The 20,585-nt window shown below is 42.0% G+C and carries 21 protein-coding genes; 12 read left to right on the plus strand and 9 right to left on the minus strand.

Annotated features, from left to right (window positions below; all coding sequences use genetic code 11):
- From C2M25_RS04930 to C2M25_RS04940, 3 genes are read right to left on the minus strand one after another with little or no spacing between them, the layout of a single operon-like run.
- Positions 1 to 582 carry a uracil-DNA glycosylase family protein gene (locus tag C2M25_RS04930; protein WP_105180577.1) on the minus strand — a complete coding sequence of 194 codons (582 nt, stop codon included), beginning with the start codon at positions 580 to 582 and terminating at the stop codon, positions 1 to 3.
- Between the two features lie 19 nt (positions 583 to 601).
- On the minus strand, positions 602 to 964 hold the full coding sequence (locus C2M25_RS04935) for a VOC family protein (RefSeq protein ID WP_062565443.1): 363 nt from the start codon (positions 962 to 964) through the stop codon (positions 602 to 604).
- Positions 965 to 973: 9 nt separating this feature from the next.
- On the minus strand, positions 974 to 1,666 hold the full coding sequence (locus C2M25_RS04940) for an aspartate/glutamate racemase family protein (RefSeq protein ID WP_105173349.1): 693 nt from the start codon (positions 1,664 to 1,666) through the stop codon (positions 974 to 976).
- A gap of 201 nt (positions 1,667 to 1,867) precedes the next feature.
- Here C2M25_RS04940 and C2M25_RS04945 point away from each other — a divergent pair, with 201 nt between their 5' ends.
- Genes C2M25_RS04945 through C2M25_RS04955 form a run of 3 tightly spaced genes read left to right on the plus strand, consistent with a single transcriptional unit; the run spans position 1,868 to position 4,142 of the window.
- Positions 1,868 to 2,212, plus strand: coding sequence for a hypothetical protein (locus tag C2M25_RS04945; RefSeq protein WP_234003534.1), 345 nt, complete (start codon positions 1,868 to 1,870; stop codon positions 2,210 to 2,212).
- Positions 2,209 to 3,810 carry a PepSY-associated TM helix domain-containing protein gene (locus C2M25_RS04950; RefSeq protein WP_105180578.1) on the plus strand — a complete coding sequence of 534 codons (1,602 nt, stop codon included), beginning with the start codon at positions 2,209 to 2,211 and terminating at the stop codon, positions 3,808 to 3,810. The genes C2M25_RS04945 and C2M25_RS04950 overlap by 4 nt, the downstream gene beginning before the upstream one ends.
- Entirely contained in the window at positions 3,807 to 4,142 is a 336-nt protein-coding gene (locus C2M25_RS04955; RefSeq protein ID WP_063703831.1) for a DUF3325 domain-containing protein, read from the plus strand. Before C2M25_RS04950 ends, C2M25_RS04955 begins: the two co-directional genes overlap by 4 nt.
- Positions 4,143 to 4,356: 214 nt before the next feature.
- On the opposite strand, the gene C2M25_RS04960 is transcribed toward C2M25_RS04955, so the two are convergent.
- Positions 4,357 to 4,890 (minus strand): lipocalin family protein, encoded by a 534-nt coding sequence (locus C2M25_RS04960; protein ID WP_105180579.1) that lies wholly within the window; start codon positions 4,888 to 4,890, stop codon positions 4,357 to 4,359.
- Positions 4,891 to 4,994: 104 nt separating this feature from the next.
- Here C2M25_RS04960 and C2M25_RS04965 point away from each other — a divergent pair, with 104 nt between their 5' ends.
- The 7 genes from C2M25_RS04965 to C2M25_RS04995 all read left to right on the plus strand — a co-directional run bounded on the left by C2M25_RS04965 (position 4,995) and on the right by C2M25_RS04995 (position 10,270).
- Entirely contained in the window at positions 4,995 to 5,444 is a 450-nt protein-coding gene (locus C2M25_RS04965; protein WP_105180580.1) for a YaiI/YqxD family protein, read from the plus strand.
- Positions 5,441 to 5,983: a DUF6942 family protein gene (locus C2M25_RS04970; RefSeq protein WP_105180581.1), complete on the plus strand. Its 543-nt coding sequence runs from the start codon at positions 5,441 to 5,443 to the stop codon at positions 5,981 to 5,983. The genes C2M25_RS04965 and C2M25_RS04970 overlap by 4 nt, the downstream gene beginning before the upstream one ends.
- Positions 5,984 to 6,053: 70 nt before the next feature.
- Complete coding sequence (locus C2M25_RS04975) at positions 6,054 to 6,422, plus strand: response regulator (RefSeq protein WP_063703837.1); 369 nt, start codon at positions 6,054 to 6,056, stop codon at positions 6,420 to 6,422.
- Positions 6,423 to 6,448: 26 nt separating this feature from the next.
- Positions 6,449 to 7,261 carry a substrate-binding periplasmic protein gene (locus C2M25_RS04980; protein WP_105180582.1) on the plus strand — a complete coding sequence of 271 codons (813 nt, stop codon included), beginning with the start codon at positions 6,449 to 6,451 and terminating at the stop codon, positions 7,259 to 7,261.
- A gap of 136 nt (positions 7,262 to 7,397) precedes the next feature.
- Positions 7,398 to 9,095 carry a gamma-glutamyltransferase gene (gene ggt / locus C2M25_RS04985; RefSeq protein ID WP_105180583.1) on the plus strand — a complete coding sequence of 566 codons (1,698 nt, stop codon included), beginning with the start codon at positions 7,398 to 7,400 and terminating at the stop codon, positions 9,093 to 9,095.
- A 376-nt stretch (positions 9,096 to 9,471) separates the two neighbouring features.
- Positions 9,472 to 9,816, plus strand: a complete 345-nt coding sequence (locus tag C2M25_RS04990; RefSeq protein WP_105180584.1) for a hypothetical protein — start codon at positions 9,472 to 9,474, stop codon at positions 9,814 to 9,816.
- Between the two features lie 112 nt (positions 9,817 to 9,928).
- Entirely contained in the window at positions 9,929 to 10,270 is a 342-nt protein-coding gene (locus tag C2M25_RS04995; protein ID WP_105180585.1) for a hypothetical protein, read from the plus strand.
- A gap of 848 nt (positions 10,271 to 11,118) precedes the next feature.
- Here C2M25_RS04995 and C2M25_RS05000 read toward each other — a convergent pair.
- The 5 genes from C2M25_RS05000 to C2M25_RS05020 form a co-directional block, all read right to left on the minus strand.
- The gene (locus C2M25_RS05000) at positions 11,119 to 11,781 is read right to left on the minus strand and encodes a class I SAM-dependent methyltransferase (RefSeq protein ID WP_105180586.1); all 663 of its coding nucleotides are present in this window, start codon (positions 11,779 to 11,781) and stop codon (positions 11,119 to 11,121) included.
- A 9-nt stretch (positions 11,782 to 11,790) separates the two neighbouring features.
- The gene (locus C2M25_RS05005) at positions 11,791 to 15,444 is read right to left on the minus strand and encodes an SbcC/MukB-like Walker B domain-containing protein (protein ID WP_105180587.1); all 3,654 of its coding nucleotides are present in this window, start codon (positions 15,442 to 15,444) and stop codon (positions 11,791 to 11,793) included.
- A complete protein-coding gene (locus C2M25_RS05010; protein ID WP_105180588.1) occupies positions 15,441 to 16,673 on the minus strand; it encodes an exonuclease SbcCD subunit D C-terminal domain-containing protein in 1,233 nt (410 codons plus the stop codon). Before C2M25_RS05010 ends, C2M25_RS05005 begins: the two co-directional genes overlap by 4 nt.
- A gap of 69 nt (positions 16,674 to 16,742) precedes the next feature.
- On the minus strand, positions 16,743 to 16,979 hold the full coding sequence (locus C2M25_RS05015) for a hypothetical protein (RefSeq protein ID WP_054553375.1): 237 nt from the start codon (positions 16,977 to 16,979) through the stop codon (positions 16,743 to 16,745).
- A gap of 133 nt (positions 16,980 to 17,112) precedes the next feature.
- Positions 17,113 to 17,349: a hypothetical protein gene (locus C2M25_RS05020; protein ID WP_063703853.1), complete on the minus strand. Its 237-nt coding sequence runs from the start codon at positions 17,347 to 17,349 to the stop codon at positions 17,113 to 17,115.
- 271 nt (positions 17,350 to 17,620) lie between these two features.
- On the opposite strand from C2M25_RS05020, the gene C2M25_RS05025 reads away from it, so the two are divergent.
- Both C2M25_RS05025 and C2M25_RS05030 read left to right on the plus strand, forming a co-directional pair.
- Positions 17,621 to 20,059 (plus strand): M1 family metallopeptidase, encoded by a 2,439-nt coding sequence (locus tag C2M25_RS05025; protein ID WP_063703856.1) that lies wholly within the window; start codon positions 17,621 to 17,623, stop codon positions 20,057 to 20,059.
- Entirely contained in the window at positions 20,059 to 20,562 is a 504-nt protein-coding gene (locus tag C2M25_RS05030) for a DUF6702 family protein (protein ID WP_063703858.1), read from the plus strand. The genes C2M25_RS05025 and C2M25_RS05030 overlap by 1 nt, the downstream gene beginning before the upstream one ends.
- The last annotated feature ends 23 nt before the right edge of the window (positions 20,563 to 20,585 follow it).

Here is a 20,585-nt window from a genome sequence, read left to right on the forward strand (position 1 = left end):
TTACCTTGCTAAAATTGCACGTATTTTACTACTAAGCTCAGGCAATACTTGTTGCTCAAACCACGGATTTTTCTTTAGCCAGATATTATTGCGAGGGCTTGGGTGAGGCAGTGGCAAGTAATTTGGCCAATATTCACGCCACGATTTTACTAACTCAGTTAAGGGCAGCTGCTTAGTGTCGGGTAAATGATATGCCTGCGCATACTTTCCTAAGATAATGGTGAGCTCAATATTATTTAGTTGCGCTAAGAGCTTTTCACGCCATGCAATCGCGCACTCTTTTCTTGGCGGTAAATCACCTGATTTTCCTTTGCCAGGGTAACAAAAACCCATCGGCAAGATAGCAAAATTGTGCTCATCGTAAAACTCATCGCTTGTTACACCAAGCCAAGAGCGAAGCCTTTGCCCGCTTGCATCATTAAAAGGTTTGCCACTTTCATGTACTTTAATTCCTGGCGCTTGACCGGCAATTAAAATACGAGCTCGAGGATTAAATTGAATAACGGGCCGCGCCCCAAGAGCTAAATGAGGCTCGCAGATCACGCATTTACTAACTTGTTCTATTAGTGTTTGAGTAATCATGAGTTAGTAAAAATATGATCTATGCTTGTTTTGACCAAACTGCTAACTCGTTACCACTTGGCTCTGTGAAGTGAAAACGACAGCCTCCAGGAAAATCAAACAAAGGCTTAATAATTGTGCCACCGTGTTTTTCTACCTGCGCTTGTGTCTCTTTAATATTATTTGAATAAAGCACCAGTAGCGCGCCGCCATTATTGGTTAAGCTAGTTAATGGGGCTTGATAAAAACCGCCATCAAGGCCCGCTGATTCAGCGCTAAAGGCCGTGTATTCAGGGCCATAATCGGTAAATTGCCATTTAAAAACCTGATGAAAAAATGCTTTTGTTGCGGCTAAATCTTTAGCAGCAAATTCAACATAATTTAGGCTATGGTGGTTCGACATGGTGTGCTCCTAATTTAAACTATTCTCAAGCGCCATAGCGCAATGAAGTGCTGTACTATCAAGTAGTGGAATCGATGTATCTGCTTGTTGAACTAACAAGGCTATTTCGGTGCAACCAAGAATAATGGCTTCAGCACCTTGCTGAGTTAGATTATCAATAATGGTTAAATACTCGGCTTTAGATTCTGGGCTGATGATGCCTTTACATAGTTCATCATAAATCACTCGATGCACTGTTTCACGCCCCTGAGCATCAGGAATTAACACCTCTATGGCGAATTTATCTGCTAGGCGTTGCTTGTAAAAGTCTTGTTCCATAGTGAACTGGGTACCCAACAAAGCCACTTTTTTGAAGTTATGTTGGATCAGGTTTTCACCAACTGCATCTGCAATGTGTAACAAAGGAATTGCAACCGCATCTTGTACTTGCTTAGCTAGTTTATGCATGGTGTTGGTACAAATTAATAAATAATCCGCGCCCGCAGCTTCAACTTGCTTAGCGGCTTTAATGAGTATCTCGGCCATCTGTGGCCAATCTTGTTGCTGTTGTAGCACTGCTATTTCTGCAAAATCGAGACTGACGAGTACTATCTTGGCACTGTGCAGACCCCCAAGTTTGTTTTTAACACCTTGATTTAAAAGCTGGTAGTAACTTTGTGTAGACTCCCAACTCATGCCACCGATTAAGCCTATTGTTTTCATTACAACTCCCTTTTTATTTACTTAACACCATATGATATTGCACAAAACAAAGCTAGCAGATCATTATTTTACTAACAGTTCGACCTAGTTGGTTCTGTTTCACTATTTAATACGTGTATGCAAATGATAACTACTATCTTTTCCGTTTGTCGGCGATATAATACGGGGTTTTCTTCTCGTGTTATTTTTTAAGGGATTATCATGCATTCTCAATCATTAGATGCAGTGACAACCAATCGCCCTAAAAATACAGCTAAAAAGCGCTCTGTGAGCCTATCTTATCGTGTTGCTGTGTTTTTGCGTTTCGTTGCGGCCATTATTGGTGGTTACGCCTTTACCAGTGTGCTTATTTCATTACTCGCTGTGTTATTACCACTTAATAAACTCGACAGCGTGCTGTTAACCACGACTCTATCGGTATTTTTTTACTGTTGTGTGTTTATTTGGGTATTTGCCGTTAAGTCTTTAAAGACCATTTGGATCACTATTTTACTAACTACTGGTGGGCAATTACTGGCCCTTTCATTGATTAAGGGATGGCTATGAAAGAGAGCTTTTTCCGCTCAATGACTTGGCTTCATACCTGGGTTGGCCTACTGGTGTGCTGGTTACTGTTCTTAATATTTTTTGCTGGCACCATCAGCTTTTTTAAAGATGAAATCACTATTTGGGCCAAGCCCGAAACACACCATGTGCAGCATCAGGCGCAACGGGTTCAGTCTCAAGCCGATCAAATTAATTATGTGTTTGCGCAATTACAGCAACAGGCACCCAATTCATTATCTTGGCGAATAAACATACCTGAGCCGCGTAACCCTATTTTAAGCTATGGGTTTGCTGAGCCTAAACAGCCTGGTCAGCGCCGTGCGCCTTTCAACTATACGTATCTAGACCCTAATACCTTAGAACAATTGCCTGAGCCTCGGGATACTAAGGGGGGGAATTTTTTCTATCGTTTGCACTTTGATTTACATTACATAGATGTATTTACTGCGCGGATAATTGTTTGTTTAGCTTCATTATTTATGTTGGTTGCGCTTATAACTGGCATCGTGATCCACAAACGTATTTTTAAAGATATGTTTAGCTTTAGAGCAAACAAAGGTAGCCGAAGTTGGCTTGATGCACACAATGTTTCGTCGGTGCTGGCATTACCATTTCATATCATGATCACCTATACGGGAATTATCACGTTGATATTTATGCTGTTCCCCTACCCTGCCGAAACCGTATATGAAAATGGCTTAAGGCAAATGTTTGATGAGGCATTGCCTATTAACAAACGTGCCAAGCCTAGTGAAGAGCAGCGCCCTATGGTGGCAATCAAAGATGTATTAGATCAGATTTATACTAAGTCACCGAATGCTGACATTAGCTATGTGTTTGTAAGAAATGCCAATACAGCGACCTCACAAATTGTGGTTTATTTGGCAACCGGCAAAGAGGTTGTAGATAACGGACCACGCTACTTATTCAATGGTGTAACAGGTGAGCTTGAAGCGAGTTCAGGCGAAGATTGGAGCGCTTCGGCGCAGTTTTATGACTCAATGACAGCATTACATAGCGGTCGCTTAGCGGAGCCTTTACTGCGTTGGTTGTATTTCTTCTGTGGTGTTGCAGGCTGTGCCATGATAGCTACAGGCTGCATGATGTGGGCTAAGCGCTTACGCGAGAGACTCAAAGCAGGCCAAAAACCAAGCTTTGGGCTTAAGCTCGTTGAGACACTAAATTTAGCCACACTGATGGGCTTACCCCTTGCAACCGCAGCGTTCTTCATTGCCAATCGTTTATTACCTTTAGAGTTAGCTGGGCGTGCCGATAAAGAAATACTCGTGTTTTTCTTAGCTTGGCTGGCGATGTTAGTTATCGCTGTGATCGGCCGAGAAAAACGCCACTGGCGCTATAGTGCTTGGCTTAACGCGGCTGCTTGCTTAATAGTACCTGTGGTAAATGCGCTGACAACAGATGGTAATTGGATCACGTATTTACTAACTCAGCAGTGGGCCTTATTCGGTATTGATAGTGTGTTTATTTGTGCTGGGCTGCTGTTTTTACTACAAAGCAAAAAAATACCTAGCCATAAAACCGCTACAAATAAGACTAAATTAAATAAAAACAGGCTGTTAAAGGAGCAACAAGGATGATGGAGTTACTGCAATTTAGTCTCTGCTTTTTAGGGTTTAATTGTTTTGCACTTGCAAAATTCAATCATTTCCGTGATGTATTCAAAAAGAAATTAACCGAAAAACAGCGAAATAGCTTTTTATTAAGCGGCTGGATCAGTATTTTACTAAGTTTAGTGCTTTGCGTGCTGTCAGATGCTGGGTACGGCGCATTGCTGTTTTGCGGTTATATGGCTTTAAGTGTACTTATGCTCATGATTTTATACAGTTTTACTGTTTCATGGGTAAAGCATGTTAGCGTATTAACTATGTCTGTTTTGCTATTGTGTGGCTTTTCGGTGATGATTTTCTAGCTTAGTTAGTAAAAAACTGATCTCATGCCAATTTGCAATAATGCTTAATGGAGCAAATTGTTTAAAAAAAAAATGGGTAGGCAATGCCTACCCAAGCAGGGGATTAAATTGGGGGATCACATGTTGCTTCAATTTAACGACGCTAAGTTTGCCTAGCATCCATTACAGTTGTGTTGCACATTAGTGATAGTTTAAAGACAGTTGTAAAGCCCCTTTACAAGCGACTATGGTCAACATAAATAAGCTCGTCTGTTTTAAAACCATATTCTTTTGCTGTGTTTATAAAGTCCTGCATTTGCTGTTTTGTCACGGTCGGTGTGCGCGACAAAAACCATAAATACTCTTTGTTATAACCTGTGATATAAGCGTATTGATAGTCTTGCTTATCTAATTCAAATACTACATATGAGCTATAGAATGGCCCAAAGAATGAGACTTCTAAGTGGCCTATGTCTTGTTGCTCTGCAAACTTCGCTTTACCTTCAGCTTGCTGCCATTCTTGCTCTTCAGCGCTGTAACCTTTATTGATAACTTTTACACTGCCATCAGGGTTAATTGAGTATTCGGCGGTAATGCCCTCAAGGCCGCGTTCAAATGAATGATCTAAACGTGCAATTTCGTACCAAGTCCCTGTGTATTTGTTTAACTCAAAATTATCGACGGGTTTGATGTTGTCTGGCACGCCTGTACACGCAGTTAAAAAGGCTGTGATACATAAAACCACGATTAACTTTAATGATGTTTGCACGTTTTTACTCCCTTTAAAAATTAAACAAATTAATACGTTAATAGCACTAATTTAGTTCAATTACGGTAAACTATTAATGTCTAAAATTAAAGATTGAGAACAGCATGAAGATTTGGGTTGATGCAGACGCCTGCCCCGTCGTTATTAAAGAAATATTGTTTCGTGCCGCTGAGCGTACGCAAACGTTTACCACATTAGTGGCGAACCATGCGATGCGAGTACCCCCTTCAAAGTATATTAGCCGTTTACAAGTTTCTTCGGGTTTTGATATTGCTGACAACGAAATCGTTAAACGTATCGAGCCGAATGATTTGGTAATTACTGGTGATATTCCTCTAGCTGCTGAAGTTATTGAAAAAGGCGCACAAGCGCTTAACCCTCGCGGTGAATTATATACAACCGAAAATATTCGCTCCCGTTTGAATGTTCGCGACTTTATGGAAACAATGCGTTCGAGTGGTGTTGAAATGGCCGGTGGCCCGCCGCCATTAAGCCAAGCTGACCGTCAAAACTTTGCAAATAACCTAGATCGGATCCTAGCTAAAAAGCCATGAATGTCGTTAATAGTGCATCACTACAGGGGTTTGGTGATGAGGCGTTTAAAGTCGCTGTTTATATTGAAAAGCGCCCGCCGATGCCTGCTTGGCAACAGCTTGACCATTTGCATGCAATGCAACCCGGCCAGATAAACGAAATAAACCAAGCATGTGGAAATGGTTGGCGCAAAGTTTTTAACGTGTATGGCAAAGTGCTGTTTGCACTACCAAGTGAATATTATGATTTCGCTAAAAAAGCAGCTGACTGGCAGAGCTATCGCGATGATCAACTGCTGCAAGCACATAGCCAAACCGCATTACTGTTTAGCCCACCGATATTAGGCAAACCAGAGCAGTTACATATAATTGCAGGGCGAACTCATGCTAAACAACTTATAAATGACGGGCTTTTGCATTGCCAATTAACTTGGCTTGATGATGAATTTGCCATTAGTAAATCAGATAAAGTGATTGTCTGCCCCTATTTTGACTACCGCCAGCTAAGCAATATTAAAATTGCACGACTTAGCCAGCTTGTTGCCGATATTTTTTCTTAGTTTCTGGTTTATTGCGTTATTGAGTTAGCAAACTAAGCTTTAAATACTGTAAAACTTAATAGTACTCTAGATGAAAATACTGGTCGTTGACGATATGCCACTTATGCGCCACGTGTTGATAAACATGTTGCGTAGGCTTGAATATAAGGATATAACGGAGGCGACAGATGGCGCTCAAGCGTTTGATTTACTAGAAAAACATAAATTTGATCTCGTTATCACTGATTTGCACATGCCGAAAATGGATGGCAAATGTTTGCTTAATCATATTCGCGAAACACCTGAACTAAGCGATTTACCCGTACTAATGGTGACCTGCGAAGACAGCAAGCAAACAGTCAATGAGATGATTACAGCAAAAGTGAACGGCTTTATTATCAAACCATTTTGTTTAAATACACTGCAAAAACAGTTAAGTCGAATTGTTAAACCAGAATAACCTGTTAAAAACTGGAGTTAAGAGCGATGTTTAAGCATTTAACAATAGTAAGTTTATTCACTGCCAGCACTGCAATGGCGAGTGCTGAACAATTGACTTTGTATACTGAAGTGTTCCCTCCCTATAACTTTGTGGAGCACAATCAGCTCACCGGTATTAACACCAAAATCATGGAATCTTTGTGCGAAAGAGCCAAGTTGAGCTGTACGTTTAGTGTATTGCCTTGGAAGCGTGCAATGTCACTAACCCTCGCCCAACCGAATGCAGGAATTTTCTCTACTTCACGTACCGCAAAGCGAGAAACTCAATTTTACTGGGTTGGTCCTTTGGTATCTGGGCATTCATGTTTATACCGTTTAAATAATCGCAACGACATTAAAGTAACGAGTACACAGTCGTTGCAAAACTACACCATTGGCGTATCTCGTGGTGATGTATATCAAACCGTTCTTGCTGATTTTAACCTTACTGAAGGCCAGCAATTTTTAACTTACTCAAAAAAGTTCGAAGAGCTTAAAATGTTTAAGCAAGGCAAGCATGATTTGCTTATTGGCTCCTCTCTCACTCTGTCATCACAATTGATGAATGTAGGTATGAGCCCAGATCAAGTAACGCCTGTATTTGAGTTAAAGCACCCTGCTTTAGTGGGTAATTACTTGGCACTTAACAAAAACACATCGCCAGAGGTGGTCACTAAGCTGCAACACGCCCTCGATACCATAAAGCAAGAAAACCTGATTGATCCTCTTGTTGATCAGTTTGTAGAAGAGGATAGGCACTCTCACGGCGAAGCATCGACAGTTGCACAGCAGTGCTTAAATGGTTCTGCAATTTATTAAATTGGAGTGATTTTAGGTAAGTTAGCCGCTATTTTTCTTATTTTAGAAGTCAATCGCGATTTTTCGCGCTCGAACGCAAAGCCATTGCCTGATCTTTAATTGCTTTTTATAGTGATAAATAAAAAGGGCAATAAATATGAAACCAACTCCACTCTTTAAAAGCTTAGTGCTAGCAGTATGCTTAGGCACAACAGGCGCCACTCAAGCTTACGATCGCATCACTGGCCATAACTTTGCTAGTCGTTCTGAAGTCATCGCACAATCAGGGATGGTTGCAACATCACAGCCGTTAGCTACGCAAGTAGGCTTACAAGTATTAAAAGACGGTGGTAATGCCATTGATGCTGCTATTGCGGCAAATGCAGTACTTGGTTTGGTTGAACCGACCGGGTGTGGAATTGGTGGCGATTTATTTGCCATTGTTTGGGATAACAAAAGTAAGCAACTCTACGGTTTAAATGCTTCAGGCCGTTCACCACAAAGCTTGTCTTTTGATACTTTAAAAGCGCAAGGTGATTATATTCCTGCTTATGGGCCCTTGCCTGTGTCGGTACCTGGTGCGGTAGATGGTTGGTTTGAGTTACATAAAAAGTTTGGCAAAACACCAATGAAAGCCTTACTTCAACCTGCAATCGACTACGCTGAAAATGGCTTCCCTGTGTCTGAACTGATTGCCTATTATATGCAAAAAAGTGTGGCTGCTCGTGGTAAATACCCAGGCTTCAAAGATGTATATATGCCTGATGGGGCAATGCCAGAAAAAGGGGAAATCTTTAAGAACCCTGCCCTTGCAAACACCTATCGTAAAATTGCCAAAGGCGGCCGCGATGCCTTTTACAAAGGCGATATTGCTAAAGAAATTGCTCGCTACATGAAAGAAAACGGCGGCTACTTATCCTATGAAGATTTAGCTGCCCATCATAGTGAATGGGTTAAGCCTGTGAGCGCCGATTATAGAGGGTATACGCTTTGGGAATTACCACCAAATGGGCAAGGTATTGCTGCACAGCAAATTCTCAATATTCTTGAAGGTTACGATATCAAAGCAATGGGCTTTGATAGCCCAGAATACGTACATACCTTTGTTGAAGCGAAAAAGCTCGCGTTTGCAGATCGTGCTAAGTACTACGCCGATCCAGCATTTAACACCATTCCCGTACAAACACTGATTTCGCAGCAATATGCTGATGAAAGACGCAAACTGATAGACCCTAATAAAGCCGCAAAACGCGACCATGCAGGCCCAGTAGAAGGCGATACCATTTATATGACGACCGCCGATAAAGACGGCAACATGGTTTCACTTATTCAAAGTAATTACCGAGGCATGGGCTCAGGTATGACACCAGCAAAATTAGGTTTTGTATTGCAAAACCGTGGCGAAATGTTCGCGCTTAAAAAAGGCCACATGAACCAATATGAGCCAGGCAAACGACCATTTCATACAATCATTCCTGCGTTTGTCACCAAAGATGGCAAGCCATATATGAGTTATGGTGTAATGGGCGGTGCCACACAGCCACAAATGCATGCTCAAATACTGATCAATATGATTGATTTTGGCATGAATCTCCAAGAAGCCGGTGATGCACCGCGTATTCTGCACACAGGTTCATCGCAACCAACCGGTGAGATCATGGAAGACGGTGGTTTTGTTAGCTTAGAGTCAGGTTTTTCAATGGAAACCCGCCGCGAGTTAATGAAAAAAGGCCACACCTTACAAGACGCGGTTGGCCCATATGGTGGTTATCAAGCAATATTGAAAGACCCGAAAACCGGCGTTTATTACGGCGCATCTGAAACCCGTAAAGACGGTCAGGCCGCGGGGTATTAGGCTCTCGGAAGTTAGCGAGTTTCAAGGGGAAAGTTAGCGAGTTAAGGGAGTTGTCAGCTATCAGCCGTCAGCTCTCAGACTCAAAACCATTAGCTAATGAGTTTCAAGAGTAAAGAGTAAAGTTACATCGCGTAGGCGTGAAATTTATTTCGCGCGATGCTTCATGGCTCGCTAACTCCCAACCATATACCCTGCAAATATGATCAGAATCAGCGTAGAGCCATTTTTCTTTCTGAATATCTTTAGTACCGATAAAAAATTTATAGTTAGCAATGCATTACGTTATTTGTTAATAATAGAATTATTAAATATATGAGCGTGATACCGGAAGAAAGATGTGCGATGCGCGCGCTATTAAAGTCACATAGGAATCGCAGTGAAGTCTGAAATTGAAGCATGGATTAAGCATATAAGTGATCGTCCCGAGGTTAAGGCAATAAACATAGGATTGTTTCAAGCTGGAAGTGTTTATCAAGCATATTTGATCGGTTCTTTTGAATACGATCCAGAAGATGATGATTGGGCATGTAGTGAAGATTATGTACCAGAATATAGGTATCTTGAGCTACCCGGTACAAGTGAACTTGGTTGGGAAACTTTATTAGATTTAGTTTCAAAGTCCATTTCTGAAATTATTGCTGACAACGCTGATAACATTCTTAATCATGTTCCTGTTGTTACTGTCGGGTTTGATGATGGAAATCTGATCAGGATTAAGTGACTTATAACAAACGTATGAATTCGTTACCTTCGGCCACTCGGACAAAAACACGGCGCTGCCTCGCAATTATAGCGCAGCACCTTCTCCCTTTATGGGGGAGTAGACATACTCTATGATGCAGGTTAATAAAAATAGAATCGAGATAAATGGAAATATTATTGAATTGCCATACTCAATTTTGGAAGCCAAGGAATTAGACCAGAGCATTTTAGTTATTTTCGACTACATGGAGTTTTCTCAAAATTCCGTAGCACGAAATTTCCAATGTATAAATCTAGATGGCTCTGTTTTATGGGTAGCAGAAAACCCTACAACTCAGAGTTCAGATGCTTATGTTAACTTCACAAGTATAGATCTAAACGGTAATCAGGTTGTCGTAAATAATTTTGCAGGCTATACATGCACAATAGATCTAGCTGATGGTAAGTTACTAAAAGGTGTGTTTTCAAAGTAGCGCCTAACAAGAAGCTTGAAATGGGTACGAGCGCTTGGCTTGCGCTCCTTCACCGCTAATTTTAGCCAAGGATTTTGTGCCGCTTAATACGGCGTTATATGTCATGAAGAATAGTTTCCCAATTTTACTTTTGCTGTTTATGTGTCAGGAGTTGTTGATTGTTAGAGTTTATTTCTGAAATTGGGAGCAGTTTTAAGTGGGTCTACCGTGGCTGGCTATATTTTCTATCGTCTTCATATCAGCAAAGAGTTTTCATTGAGTATTCAAAGCGTGGCGCAGTATGGAAGGTTTTTGACATTATTATGAGTGTCGTGTTTATGGGCTTAGAAATACTTCTAGTTTTTTATTTAACTAGGCAGCTTTAGGCATAGTCATATAGCAAACTACTTAAACCGCTTGCGGGTTCGTTGGGGCAGTAACATATGGGGAGTGCCACTTCTCTCCGCATTTTAGCCAAGCATAATCTGCCCGCTATGCTGCGTTATCTCGAAATAAACTTGACTCGAAACTCACCTAATACAACCGACTTCTTAAAACGTACATATTCAGAATTGAGTTGCTTGAATCAAGGCAAGATAAAGTTTGTAAATTCAAAGAGTAAAGTTAGAGCCATCGCGCGAAATAAATTTCACGCCTACGTGTTGTAGCTTTACTCTTTCCCCTTGAGACTCGCTAACTTGTTGGGTTTCGCTGCGCTCTACCCAACCTACAAGCCATCGCGCGAAATAAATTTCACGCCTACGTGTTTTAACTTTACTCTTTCCCCTCGTAGCTCGCTAACTTTACCTAAGTTTGTTGGGTTTCGCTGCGCTCTACCCAACCTACGAGTTGACAGCTCTAGAACGTAGCTAACTCCCAATCACATACCCAGCAAAACCAAGCACTTTAAAATACTGTTTTGGGGTGCTGAAGCGGGTTTCATTCATTAACTCTGAAAAACGAATGCGGTCTAATGGGTAAAACTCGTGCTCAAGGTTGTGGCGCATGCGTTCTACGCCGATTTCGGTTAAACCTAACTGCGTACACAGCTGTAGTTGAGATTCGCGCTCAAAAGCGGTTTCTGGGCGCATTAAATCGGCAATGTATAAGTTGCTCGATTTTTTAAGCTTGCTGTGAATCGCTTTTAACAGCGCTTTTTTATCGCCGTTATCTTCAACAAAGTGCATTACTAGTAAACACAGTGCAGCGTCACATTGAGTGTCGATGTCGTTGATATCACCGCAGTGCACTGTCACGCGGTCGCTGATGTTATGCTGGCCAAACTGTTGCTCGGCAATATCGAGCATGTCTTGTGAAATATCTTGAGCAATAAATTGCCAGCTTGGTTTTAGCGCCGCTAATTCGATGATTTCTTTACCTGTTCCGGCACCAACAACTAAAATGCGCGCATCATCGCTCAGCGTGGTTGCTAATTGGGCTGCGGTTGCTTGATGTAATAGCTCATAACCTGGAACTAGGCGCAAAATACGTTCGTCGTAGTGACTTGCTTCTTCGTGATTAAAAGTTGGCATGCTAATCCTTTAAATAACTGAGATGGTCGAATAACCACCTGGTTTTTTCGCTACATGCACTTGGGTGGCAACGCGTTCGGTCATTTCAGATACGTGAGAAATAACCCCGACTTTGCGGCCTTGTGCTTGCAGAGAATCAAGAGCATCCATCGCGATGCTTAACGTTTCACTGTCCAACGTACCAAACCCTTCGTCGATAAACAAAGAGTTTATTTGTACTTTATTCGACGACAACGAGGCAAGCCCTAATGCCAGTGCTAACGACACTAAAAATGACTCACCGCCCGATAATGTATTAACAGAGCGCTGCTCATCGGCCATGTCTTTATCGATAATTGCGATATCGAGCGTTTGCCCTATTGCTGTTAATTTGTAGCGTTTATTTAGGGTTTGTAAGTGACTATTCGCGTAATGTAGCAGTATTTTTAAGGTTTGTGTTTGCGCTAAGTTACGCATGGTTTTACCGCTGGCATCCCCGAGCACCTTATTGAGTAGATGCCAGTGCTCATAGCTTTTTTGCTGATCAACCAATTGCTTTTGTTTATCTTCAAGCGCTTGGCTATTTTGTTGATGGGTTTTAAGCTCCGTTGCAACTTGCAATAATGCGTTATTCGCTTGTACTTGTTGCTCTGTGGCTTGATTAAGCTGTAATTGCAGCTCATCTTCACCGAGAGCTGGCTTTTCTTTTTGGTGCTGAGCCAATGCCTGTTGTCGTTGTTTTAAAAGCGCCTCTGCGTCTTTTAAGCTACTTTCGCTGGTGTGGTAATCTGCCAGAGTTTGTTTAATTTCAGCGTGGCTTATCGTTAATAGCTGACTAACTGCTTGCTCATCCAAACTTGGGTGCTGCGCTTTAAAATCGTTAAACCACAGACTAAAGCGCTCATTAAGTGCTGCTTGCTCTGCGGTGAGTTCTTTTTCACGCTCGTCAAAATTGGCGATTTGAATGGCTTGTTCGTCACGCGCCTTCACTGCATTACTATGGTTTGTCTGGGCAAGTTGCAGTGCCTGCTGCGCTGAATCTATCGCCTTTTCAAGCTCTGCTATAAACTCATCTACCGATATCGCCGCGTTACTAAATAAGCCCTCGCGCTTTGATTGTATCTGCGTTAATTCGTTTTCAGTTTGGCTTAGTTGCTCGTTGTACTGAGTTAAAGAGGCATGTGCTTCGTTAAGCTGCGGCGTTACATGTGCAAGGTGCTGCTCAATGGCTTTTAAGCTAGTTTTAAGCTCATCCGCCGTTTGCAGCGAAGCTTGATAAGCCTCAACGTGCTCTGCAATGTTCTCTAAAGAAATGCTTTGTGTATTGAGTGCCAGCCACCAAGGTGCACTGGCGAACTGTTGATTCAGTGTCGTATAAAGCTGCTGATGCTCATCATTGAGCTCGTTTAAACGTGTTTGCTGATTATTCAGCTGTTGTTGTAATTCGTTTAACTGCTGCTCTTTGCTATGTAGCGCTTGCCCTTGCTGATTATACTCAGCTTGCTTAGCCGCAAGCGTGTTTTGCAGCTGCTGTTGCTGCTCGAGGGTTTTGTAGTATTGCTGTTTTTGCTGGCTGAGCTGTTGCTGACGCTCGTTTAACTGATCTTCGGTTAAATCATTTAGCTCAGTACGATTAGCTGCCATGGTTTCTTTGAGGCTTTGTTGTTGCGCGCTTAGCTCTGAGATTTGCCCAGTTAACGAGCTTATCTGTTGGCTGCATGCCGCCAGCTCATTACTTTTAGCTTGCTGTAATGCTTGCTGAGCTTTTAAGTGCTGTTTTGCGTTAGTTAACTGGTTGGTAAAGTCGTTAATAAGTTGACTAAATTGCTCGTTTACCATTTCTTCATGCATAAACGGGTGCTCTTTTGAGCCACATACTGCACACGGCTCTCCTGCCTTTAAAGTGGCGCGTAACTGGCTGACCCCTTCACTGGCTCTAAGCTGCACTTGCTGTAAGTTTTGCTCACAAAACGAAACCTGCTGCTGTGCTTGCTCTGCCCCTTGCTGCGCATCTTTTAATGCTGTTTGTAGTTGCTGCTCAGTTTGGCTTAATGTGTTTAGCTGGGTTTGCCAATTTTTTAACTGCTGATGATTAGTTTGCCATACTTGGCGCTTTTCAATCAGGTGTTTAATCGCCTCAAGCCCCGCATCAATATCCGCCATTGATTGGGTGTTTAAACTCGATTTAAAGGCAGTATCTTGCTTATTTAGGCGCTTAATTTCTTGCTCAAGGGCTTGGTATTGAGTTTTACACTGCTGCGCAGCTGCTTGCTGCTCATCAATCTTAGGCTGAAGAGACTTTACGTTTTGCTGTGATTTGCTAATTGTGTGCTGTTGCTGGCTAAAGCGGCTTAACTCACTTTTATAGAATGACCAATCTTTCGCTAATGGTTGCCATTGTGCGTGTGTTTCAAAATAGCCATTGATTTGCGCTTGTTGCTCTAGCTGTTTTTGCTGCTCGGCTTTATGGCTATTTAGTGTATTAGTCAGCTCTTGATGATGGTGTTTCGCTTTATCAGCTTGTACTTTTTGCGCCGCTGCTTGCTGGTTTAATACGGCAAGTTGCTTATCTAACTCACGGGCTTGGTTAATAATAGGTTGCGCGTCTTTTTGTGCTTGCTTTGCTTGGTTTAGTTGCGCGGTTTGCTTTTCAAGCGTTTGCTCAGCGTCTTTGATTAGTGTTTTATGGTCAACGTTTAAAAGCTGCTCACGGTTTTTGATAAGTTGCCCATGTTGAGCAGTAATCGTAGTGACGCGTTCACGGTTATCTTTTATTTCTAGGCATTGCTGAGCTTGTTTCGCTTCAGTGGCTTTTTCAGCAAGCGCGTGCATTTGCTGCTGTAACTCTTGCTTTGCTTGCTCAGCTTGGTTCAGCTGTTGCTGCTGCTGAGATGCTTGCTTGTACCACGCTTGGTACTGTTCAAATTGTTTTATTTGTTTTTGTGAGTCAGCAAGTTTAGCCTCAAGCGCTTTTTGTTCTGTTTGTTTCGTTTCGACCTGTTCAGGACTTAAAACCTGATAGTTACTTAAACTTAACTTTAACTGCTCTAATGCTTGCAGCTGTTCACGATGGCGTTCAAAAATTCGCTGACCAATACGGCTAAATTTATCGGTGCCTGTTAAACACTCAAGTAATTGCGCACGCTCATCCCCAGTTGCTTTTAAAAACGCAGCAAATTCATGTTGCGCAAGCAGCACAGCGCGTGAGAACTGTTCAAAGCTTAAACCGATAATACGCTCGATTTCTTTACTTGCAGCACTCCGATCGGCGATTAAGGTTTCATCGGGTAATGAGTACAGGCTATGTTGCGCAGGCTGTAATTTGCCATCGGCTTTATTACGCGCTCGGCTAAAACTTAACCTTGCTCGGTACTGCTGTTTATCTTGGCCAATGAAGTCAACTTCAGCAAAGCCCTGCCCTGCCCCGCGGCGTAATAAATTACGCGAGTCATTGAGTTTGATATTGTCGCCGTTAAAGTCAATTTTATTGCCAGTATCGCCGCGTAATCTTGCTGTTTTGTTATAAAGCGCTAAGCAAATGGCATCGAGTAATGTGCTTTTACCCGCGCCAGTATCACCCGTAATGGCAAACAGCCCTGCTTCTTTTAAAGGCGAAGCGCTAAAGTCGACTTCGGCGTCTAAGATAGAGGCGAGTTGATGAACACGAATCGCTAAAATTTTCATAGTAGGTCCTCTGCATTCAATTCATCGATCACTTGGCTTAGTAAACCTTCTAGCTCTTTTGGCACCGCCTGCCCTGCCATATCTTTATTGTTTGCAAATGCTTGCTCTAAAAGTGAGTGTGGGTTTAGCGCTTCAATTTGCGAGACATCTTCAAATAGGGTTTGTTCATCGTCTTGCTGGCTGCTCTGCTGACGCACCCTTTCAATACCACAAAACTTAACCTGCTTACCTTCAAGGGCTTGTTCTATTTGCTCTCTAAAAGTGGTGTCAGTGTCATGGGCGCTCAATTTAACCCGCAGGTATGGCGCTAAATCTTCATCCGTTAAATCGAGCTGTTTTATAAGCTCACAGAGTTCGTTCAGTGGTACGCAGTCTTTTTCTGGTAGCAACATAACTTTACAAAAGCTAGGAATGTAAAGGGGGTTTACAGAAGTACCTGAGTCACTAAGCTCGACTAGCACAACTTGATGCTGATAGCGTCTTTCAGAAAATGACATCGGCATAGGCGTGCCACTGTAGCGAATGGTCTCTTTCTTCGCGACGGTTTGAGCCTTATGAAGATGCCCTAGCGCGACATAATCAGGTTGATCAGTAAATATGCTTGCCGATATCGCATCTTCACCACCAATAACTAAGTTACGTTCAGAATCAGATGAGATGTCTCCGCCTTTTGCATGCAGGTGGCCCATAGCAATTAATGGCGCGTTAGGTAATTCGTTTGCTGCTTGTAATGCATCTTTGTAAGCAAGGGCAACGGCTTGGTTGTAACTTAACGGTTGCTCTTGTTGGCGGTTATAGCTGCTTAAATCGCTGCTACGTAAAAATGGCATGGCAACAACATTCGCATCGCCGTTTTTTGTGCTGATTGGCAGTACCACTTCATGAGGAGCATTGCTATCAAAGCGGCCAACAACATAGGTATCAAACTGAGCCAATAAAGGCTTTGCCGCCATAATACGATTTGCTGAATCATGGTTGCCAGCAATAATCACTATGTGTAAGTCAGGGCAATGCTGCTTAGTGGTTTTAATAAATTGGTAGAGTTGGTTTTCTGCGCTGGCAGGAGGTGTTGCCGTATGATAAATGTCACCCGCAACCAGTAGTAAGTCAATCTTCTCTGACACAAGCGTATCGGTTAACCAAGCTAGAAATGCTTGATGCTCATCGAATCGGGAATGCTCGTAGAATTGTTGGCCTAAATGCCAATCAGATGTATGAAGGACTTTCATTAAACGCTCTTATTATTTATTAAGAGCGTCAATATACCTAAGCTGAGCCAAGATGCCCAGCCTGGTTTGTTAACTTAAGCTATACCAAGCAAAAACCACCATTGGCAAAGCTAACAATGCCATTATCATAGGTACTTTAAGCGCTTTCGTTTGCTTAGCTTGTAAAATCTTAAGGGCATTTGTTTCATTACATGCCGCTACTTTGTCGATATAAAAATACCCTGAATCTAGGTACTGTTTACAATTTTGTTCGTCCGCTGGAATTGCAATTAGTTCTTGTTGTTTTTTTAGGATATAGAAATCCATACGCTCACCGAATTCTATGCTGATTACCAAACATTTTGGGGTTTAAATTCATGCTTCGCAGACCCCAAAATCAAAAAAGTGGGCGATTTTAAATACAAATGGCAGTAAATTTCAATAGCAAATGTCGCAAAATTTAATTTATTGCAAAAATAATGGCAATTAAGGATAAAATTACCAGTGTAGTCGGGTAAATTAGCCATTTTTTAGACCCATTTACACCAGGAGATGTACGAGATAATGCATCTGACTCATCGCAGGCTGCAATGACCTCGACAAATTCAAATCCGCGTTCTTTGTACTCGTTTAGAATTGATTCTTGAGCAGGAATGGCTGCTAAACGAGAGTCTTTTTTTACAATATAAAACTTCATCTAATCACCCTTTCATCATTAACTAGAATTTAAGCAGAGTCTATACTTATTAACTGTAATACTTTGGGATGAATTAGTGCTGAACTAAAATTAACCAGTGTTTTGTAAACCCCCTTTACAGGACTTTATTTAAGGCGAATTCACTGAAAAAAATTGGCTCGCTTAGATGTGCTGAATACTACCTGAAAAATCCCGCACTTTATCGTTATTTTATTGCAACTTTGTTAGCAGTTTGCGATGGTACGCTGGCAAATTAATTACAGGATTAACAATGAAAAAAGCAGTTCTTAAGTTGAGTGCTTTGGTATTGCCTTTAGCAGTATCTTCAGCTGTCATGGCGTCATCTGTTGAGCAAACTAAAGGCTCATTCGTTGACAAGTTCCGTCAGCTAGATGAAGCACTTCCAACTCCAAACGTATATCGTAGTGCAGCCGGTGAGCCTGCTGAACATTACTGGCAACAGCAAGTAAACTACGACATTGATGCAAAGCTTGATGAAAAGAAACGCCGCTTAACAGCAAGCCAAACTATCGAATACAAAAATAACTCGCCGCACACGTTAAAGTACCTTTGGTTACAACTAGACCAAAATATCTTTAAATCTGACTCAATTGCTGAAATGACATCTACTTTCAATGGTAAAACATTGCAAGGTGACCCTCAGCCTAAAGAAACTAAATTGAGCTTAGGTCAGTTACGTCGTCAGCAATTCATGGCCGACAACGAGCTGGGTTATCAAATCGCCAATGTTAAAGACGAAGACGGAAAAGAGCTTAAAGTTACAGTCGTTGATACCTTAATGCGTATTGACCTTAACAAGCCACTTAAACCGGGTAAAGACGTTGAGTTCAGCATGGACTTCGCCTTTAACATTGTTGAAGAAGATGCCGTTGGTGCACGTTCAGGTTATGAACACTTTGAAGAAGATGGCAACGATATCTTCTTATTAGCACAGTGGTTCCCACGTCTTGCTGCATACACAGATTATGAAGCATGGACGAACAAAGCCTTCTTAGGCAGTGGTGAGTTTACGCTTGAATTTGGTAACTATGATGTTGAGTTAACCGTACCTGCTGACCACATCGTATCGGCAACGGGTAAACTTGATAACCCAAGCAGCGTTTTGACGAGCACACAGCGTAAGCGCCTTGAGCAAGCTGAAGATGCTAAACGTCCTGTTTTCATCGTGACTGAAGAAGAAGCGTTAGAAAACGAGAAAGAAGGCACAGACAAAACAAAAACATGGCACTTTAAAGCTGAAAACGTACGTGACTTTGCGTGGGCGTCTTCACGTAAATTTATGTGGGATGCAAAAGGCTATCATCAAGGTGGTAAAGATCAGCCGTTAGTAATGGCGATGTCTTTCTACCCGAAAGAAGGTGGCGACCTTTGGAAGAAATATTCGACCGAAGCTGTTGTTCATACAATGCAAGTGTATTCGCGCTTCTCGTTTGACTACCCTTACCCTGTGGCTCAGTCTGTAAATGGCCCTGTAGGTGGTATGGAATACCCAATGATCACCTTCAATGGTCCGCGTACTGACCTACAAGACGATGGTACTCGAACTTATTCTCAAGCAGAAAAACGCTTCTTAATCGGCGTTGTTATCCACGAAGTAGGTCACATTTACTTCCCTATGGTGGTTAACTCTGATGAACGTCAATGGACGTGGATGGATGAAGGTCTAAACAGCTTCTTAGATGGTGTTGCTGGTCGTGAATGGGACCACACAATTCCTTGGGGTGTTGAGCCTCGCGATGTTGTTGATTACATGAAGTCTGAAAACCAAGTGCCAGTTATGACACAGTCAGACAGCGTATTACGTTTAGGTCCGAATGCTTATACTAAGCCAGCTGCTGCACTTAACATTTTACGTGAAGTGATCCTTGGCCGTGAATTATTCGACTTTGCATTCAAAGAATATGCACAGCGTTGGAAGTATAAACGCCCTACTCCTGCAGATTTCTTCCGTACTATGGAAGAAGCGTCAGGTGTTGACCTAGATTGGTTCTGGCGTGGTTGGTTCTACACCACAGATCACGTTGATATCTCGCTAGACAAGGTTTACCAACTGCGTTTAGATACTAAAAACCCTGATATCGACTTTAATCGTTTACGTGATATCGAAGCTGACAAGCCAATGCCGTTATTCGTAAAACGTAATAAAGAAGAAGGTAAAAAACTGTGGGTTGAAGAAAACCCAGATGTAACTGACTTCTATGACGAAAACGACCGCTTTACGGTAACTAATAAAGAGCGCAACGCGTATAACAAATTCCTTAAAGGTTTAGAGCCTTGGGAGCGTAAAACGTTTGAGCGTGCAATTAAAGAAGATAAAAACTACTACGTACTTGAGTTCTCAAACTTAGGTGGCTTAGTCATGCCTATCTTACTTGAGCTTACTTATGAAGATGGCACGAAAGAAGAGCAGTACATTCCTGCTGAAATCTGGCGTCGTAATCACAAGCATGTACAAAAGCTAATTGTTACAGAAAAAGGTAAAAACTTGGTGTCTGTAACCGTCGATCCACGCTGGGAAACAGCGGATGTTGATGTAGAAAACAACAACTACCCGCGTCGTATTATTCCATCGCGTATCGAAGTGTACAAACGTGAGAAGAGTAAAGCGAAAGTCAGCCGAGATATCATGCAAGATATTAAAACTGAACTGAAAAATGACGACGATAAAGATGCCCAGGAGCAAAAATAATGCGCTTTGCAGCGATTATTTTTGCTTTGTTACTGAGTGCGCCAACCATGGCGCACCAGTTAAAAGCATCTGTGACAACGGTGCTGTTTAATAAACGCACCAACAACATAGAGCTGATGCATCGTTTTTATTTACACGATACAGAGCACGCCGTCGACCATTTGTTTGACGGCAACGCTGATATCTTAAGTAATAAAGAAGACCAAAAGCGTTTTGCTGATTATGTTGAGTCACATATTGCTTTGCAAACTTTAGATGGCAAGCCTCTTGAGTTGAAAGAAGTCGGTGCACAAGTTGATGGTAAATTCTTTTGGGTTTATCAAGAGGTCACGATCCCTGAGGGAATTCATGGCATTCGAATGAGCAACGGAGCACTACGTGACCTTTGGCCAACACAAGTGAATATGGTTAATATTGAAGGTAAAGGTAAGGTAAAAACACTGACCTTTAGCCAAGATGATACCTGGCTTGAAGCTAGATTTGAGTCGGTAAATCCAGAGTAATACCAATCCAAAAGGATTAAAAA

The sequence above is a fragment of the Pseudoalteromonas sp. T1lg21 genome (assembly GCF_002964625.1).
Classification (GTDB): Bacteria; Pseudomonadota; Gammaproteobacteria; order Enterobacterales; family Alteromonadaceae; genus Pseudoalteromonas; species Pseudoalteromonas gelatinilytica.

Excerpts from the sequence above, each read along its gene's own strand:
- C2M25_RS04995 (WP_105180585.1), top strand. The coding sequence starts at position 9,929 with ATGATGCAGGTTAATAAAAATAGAATCGAGATAAATGGAAATATTATT.
- C2M25_RS05025 (WP_063703856.1), top strand. The coding sequence starts at position 17,621 with ATGAAAAAAGCAGTTCTTAAGTTGAGTGCTTTGGTATTGCCTTTAGCA.
- C2M25_RS04955 (WP_063703831.1), top strand. The coding sequence starts at position 3,807 with ATGATGGAGTTACTGCAATTTAGTCTCTGCTTTTTAGGGTTTAATTGT.
- C2M25_RS05030 (WP_063703858.1), top strand. The coding sequence starts at position 20,059 with ATGCGCTTTGCAGCGATTATTTTTGCTTTGTTACTGAGTGCGCCAACC.
- C2M25_RS04975 (WP_063703837.1), top strand. The coding sequence starts at position 6,054 with ATGAAAATACTGGTCGTTGACGATATGCCACTTATGCGCCACGTGTTG.
- C2M25_RS04980 (WP_105180582.1), top strand. The coding sequence starts at position 6,449 with ATGTTTAAGCATTTAACAATAGTAAGTTTATTCACTGCCAGCACTGCA.
- C2M25_RS04950 (WP_105180578.1), top strand. The coding sequence starts at position 2,209 with ATGAAAGAGAGCTTTTTCCGCTCAATGACTTGGCTTCATACCTGGGTT.
- C2M25_RS04930 (WP_105180577.1), bottom strand. The coding sequence starts at position 582 with ATGATTACTCAAACACTAATAGAACAAGTTAGTAAATGCGTGATCTGC.
- C2M25_RS05005 (WP_105180587.1), bottom strand. The coding sequence starts at position 15,444 with ATGAAAATTTTAGCGATTCGTGTTCATCAACTCGCCTCTATCTTAGAC.
- C2M25_RS04965 (WP_105180580.1), top strand. The coding sequence starts at position 4,995 with ATGAAGATTTGGGTTGATGCAGACGCCTGCCCCGTCGTTATTAAAGAA.
- C2M25_RS05015 (WP_054553375.1), bottom strand. The coding sequence starts at position 16,979 with ATGGATTTCTATATCCTAAAAAAACAACAAGAACTAATTGCAATTCCA.
- C2M25_RS05010 (WP_105180588.1), bottom strand. The coding sequence starts at position 16,673 with ATGAAAGTCCTTCATACATCTGATTGGCATTTAGGCCAACAATTCTAC.
- C2M25_RS05020 (WP_063703853.1), bottom strand. The coding sequence starts at position 17,349 with ATGAAGTTTTATATTGTAAAAAAAGACTCTCGTTTAGCAGCCATTCCT.
- C2M25_RS04940 (WP_105173349.1), bottom strand. The coding sequence starts at position 1,666 with ATGAAAACAATAGGCTTAATCGGTGGCATGAGTTGGGAGTCTACACAA.
- C2M25_RS04970 (WP_105180581.1), top strand. The coding sequence starts at position 5,441 with ATGAATGTCGTTAATAGTGCATCACTACAGGGGTTTGGTGATGAGGCG.
- C2M25_RS05000 (WP_105180586.1), bottom strand. The coding sequence starts at position 11,781 with ATGCCAACTTTTAATCACGAAGAAGCAAGTCACTACGACGAACGTATT.
- ggt (WP_105180583.1), top strand. The coding sequence starts at position 7,398 with ATGAAACCAACTCCACTCTTTAAAAGCTTAGTGCTAGCAGTATGCTTA.
- C2M25_RS04935 (WP_062565443.1), bottom strand. The coding sequence starts at position 964 with ATGTCGAACCACCATAGCCTAAATTATGTTGAATTTGCTGCTAAAGAT.
- C2M25_RS04945 (WP_234003534.1), top strand. The coding sequence starts at position 1,868 with ATGCATTCTCAATCATTAGATGCAGTGACAACCAATCGCCCTAAAAAT.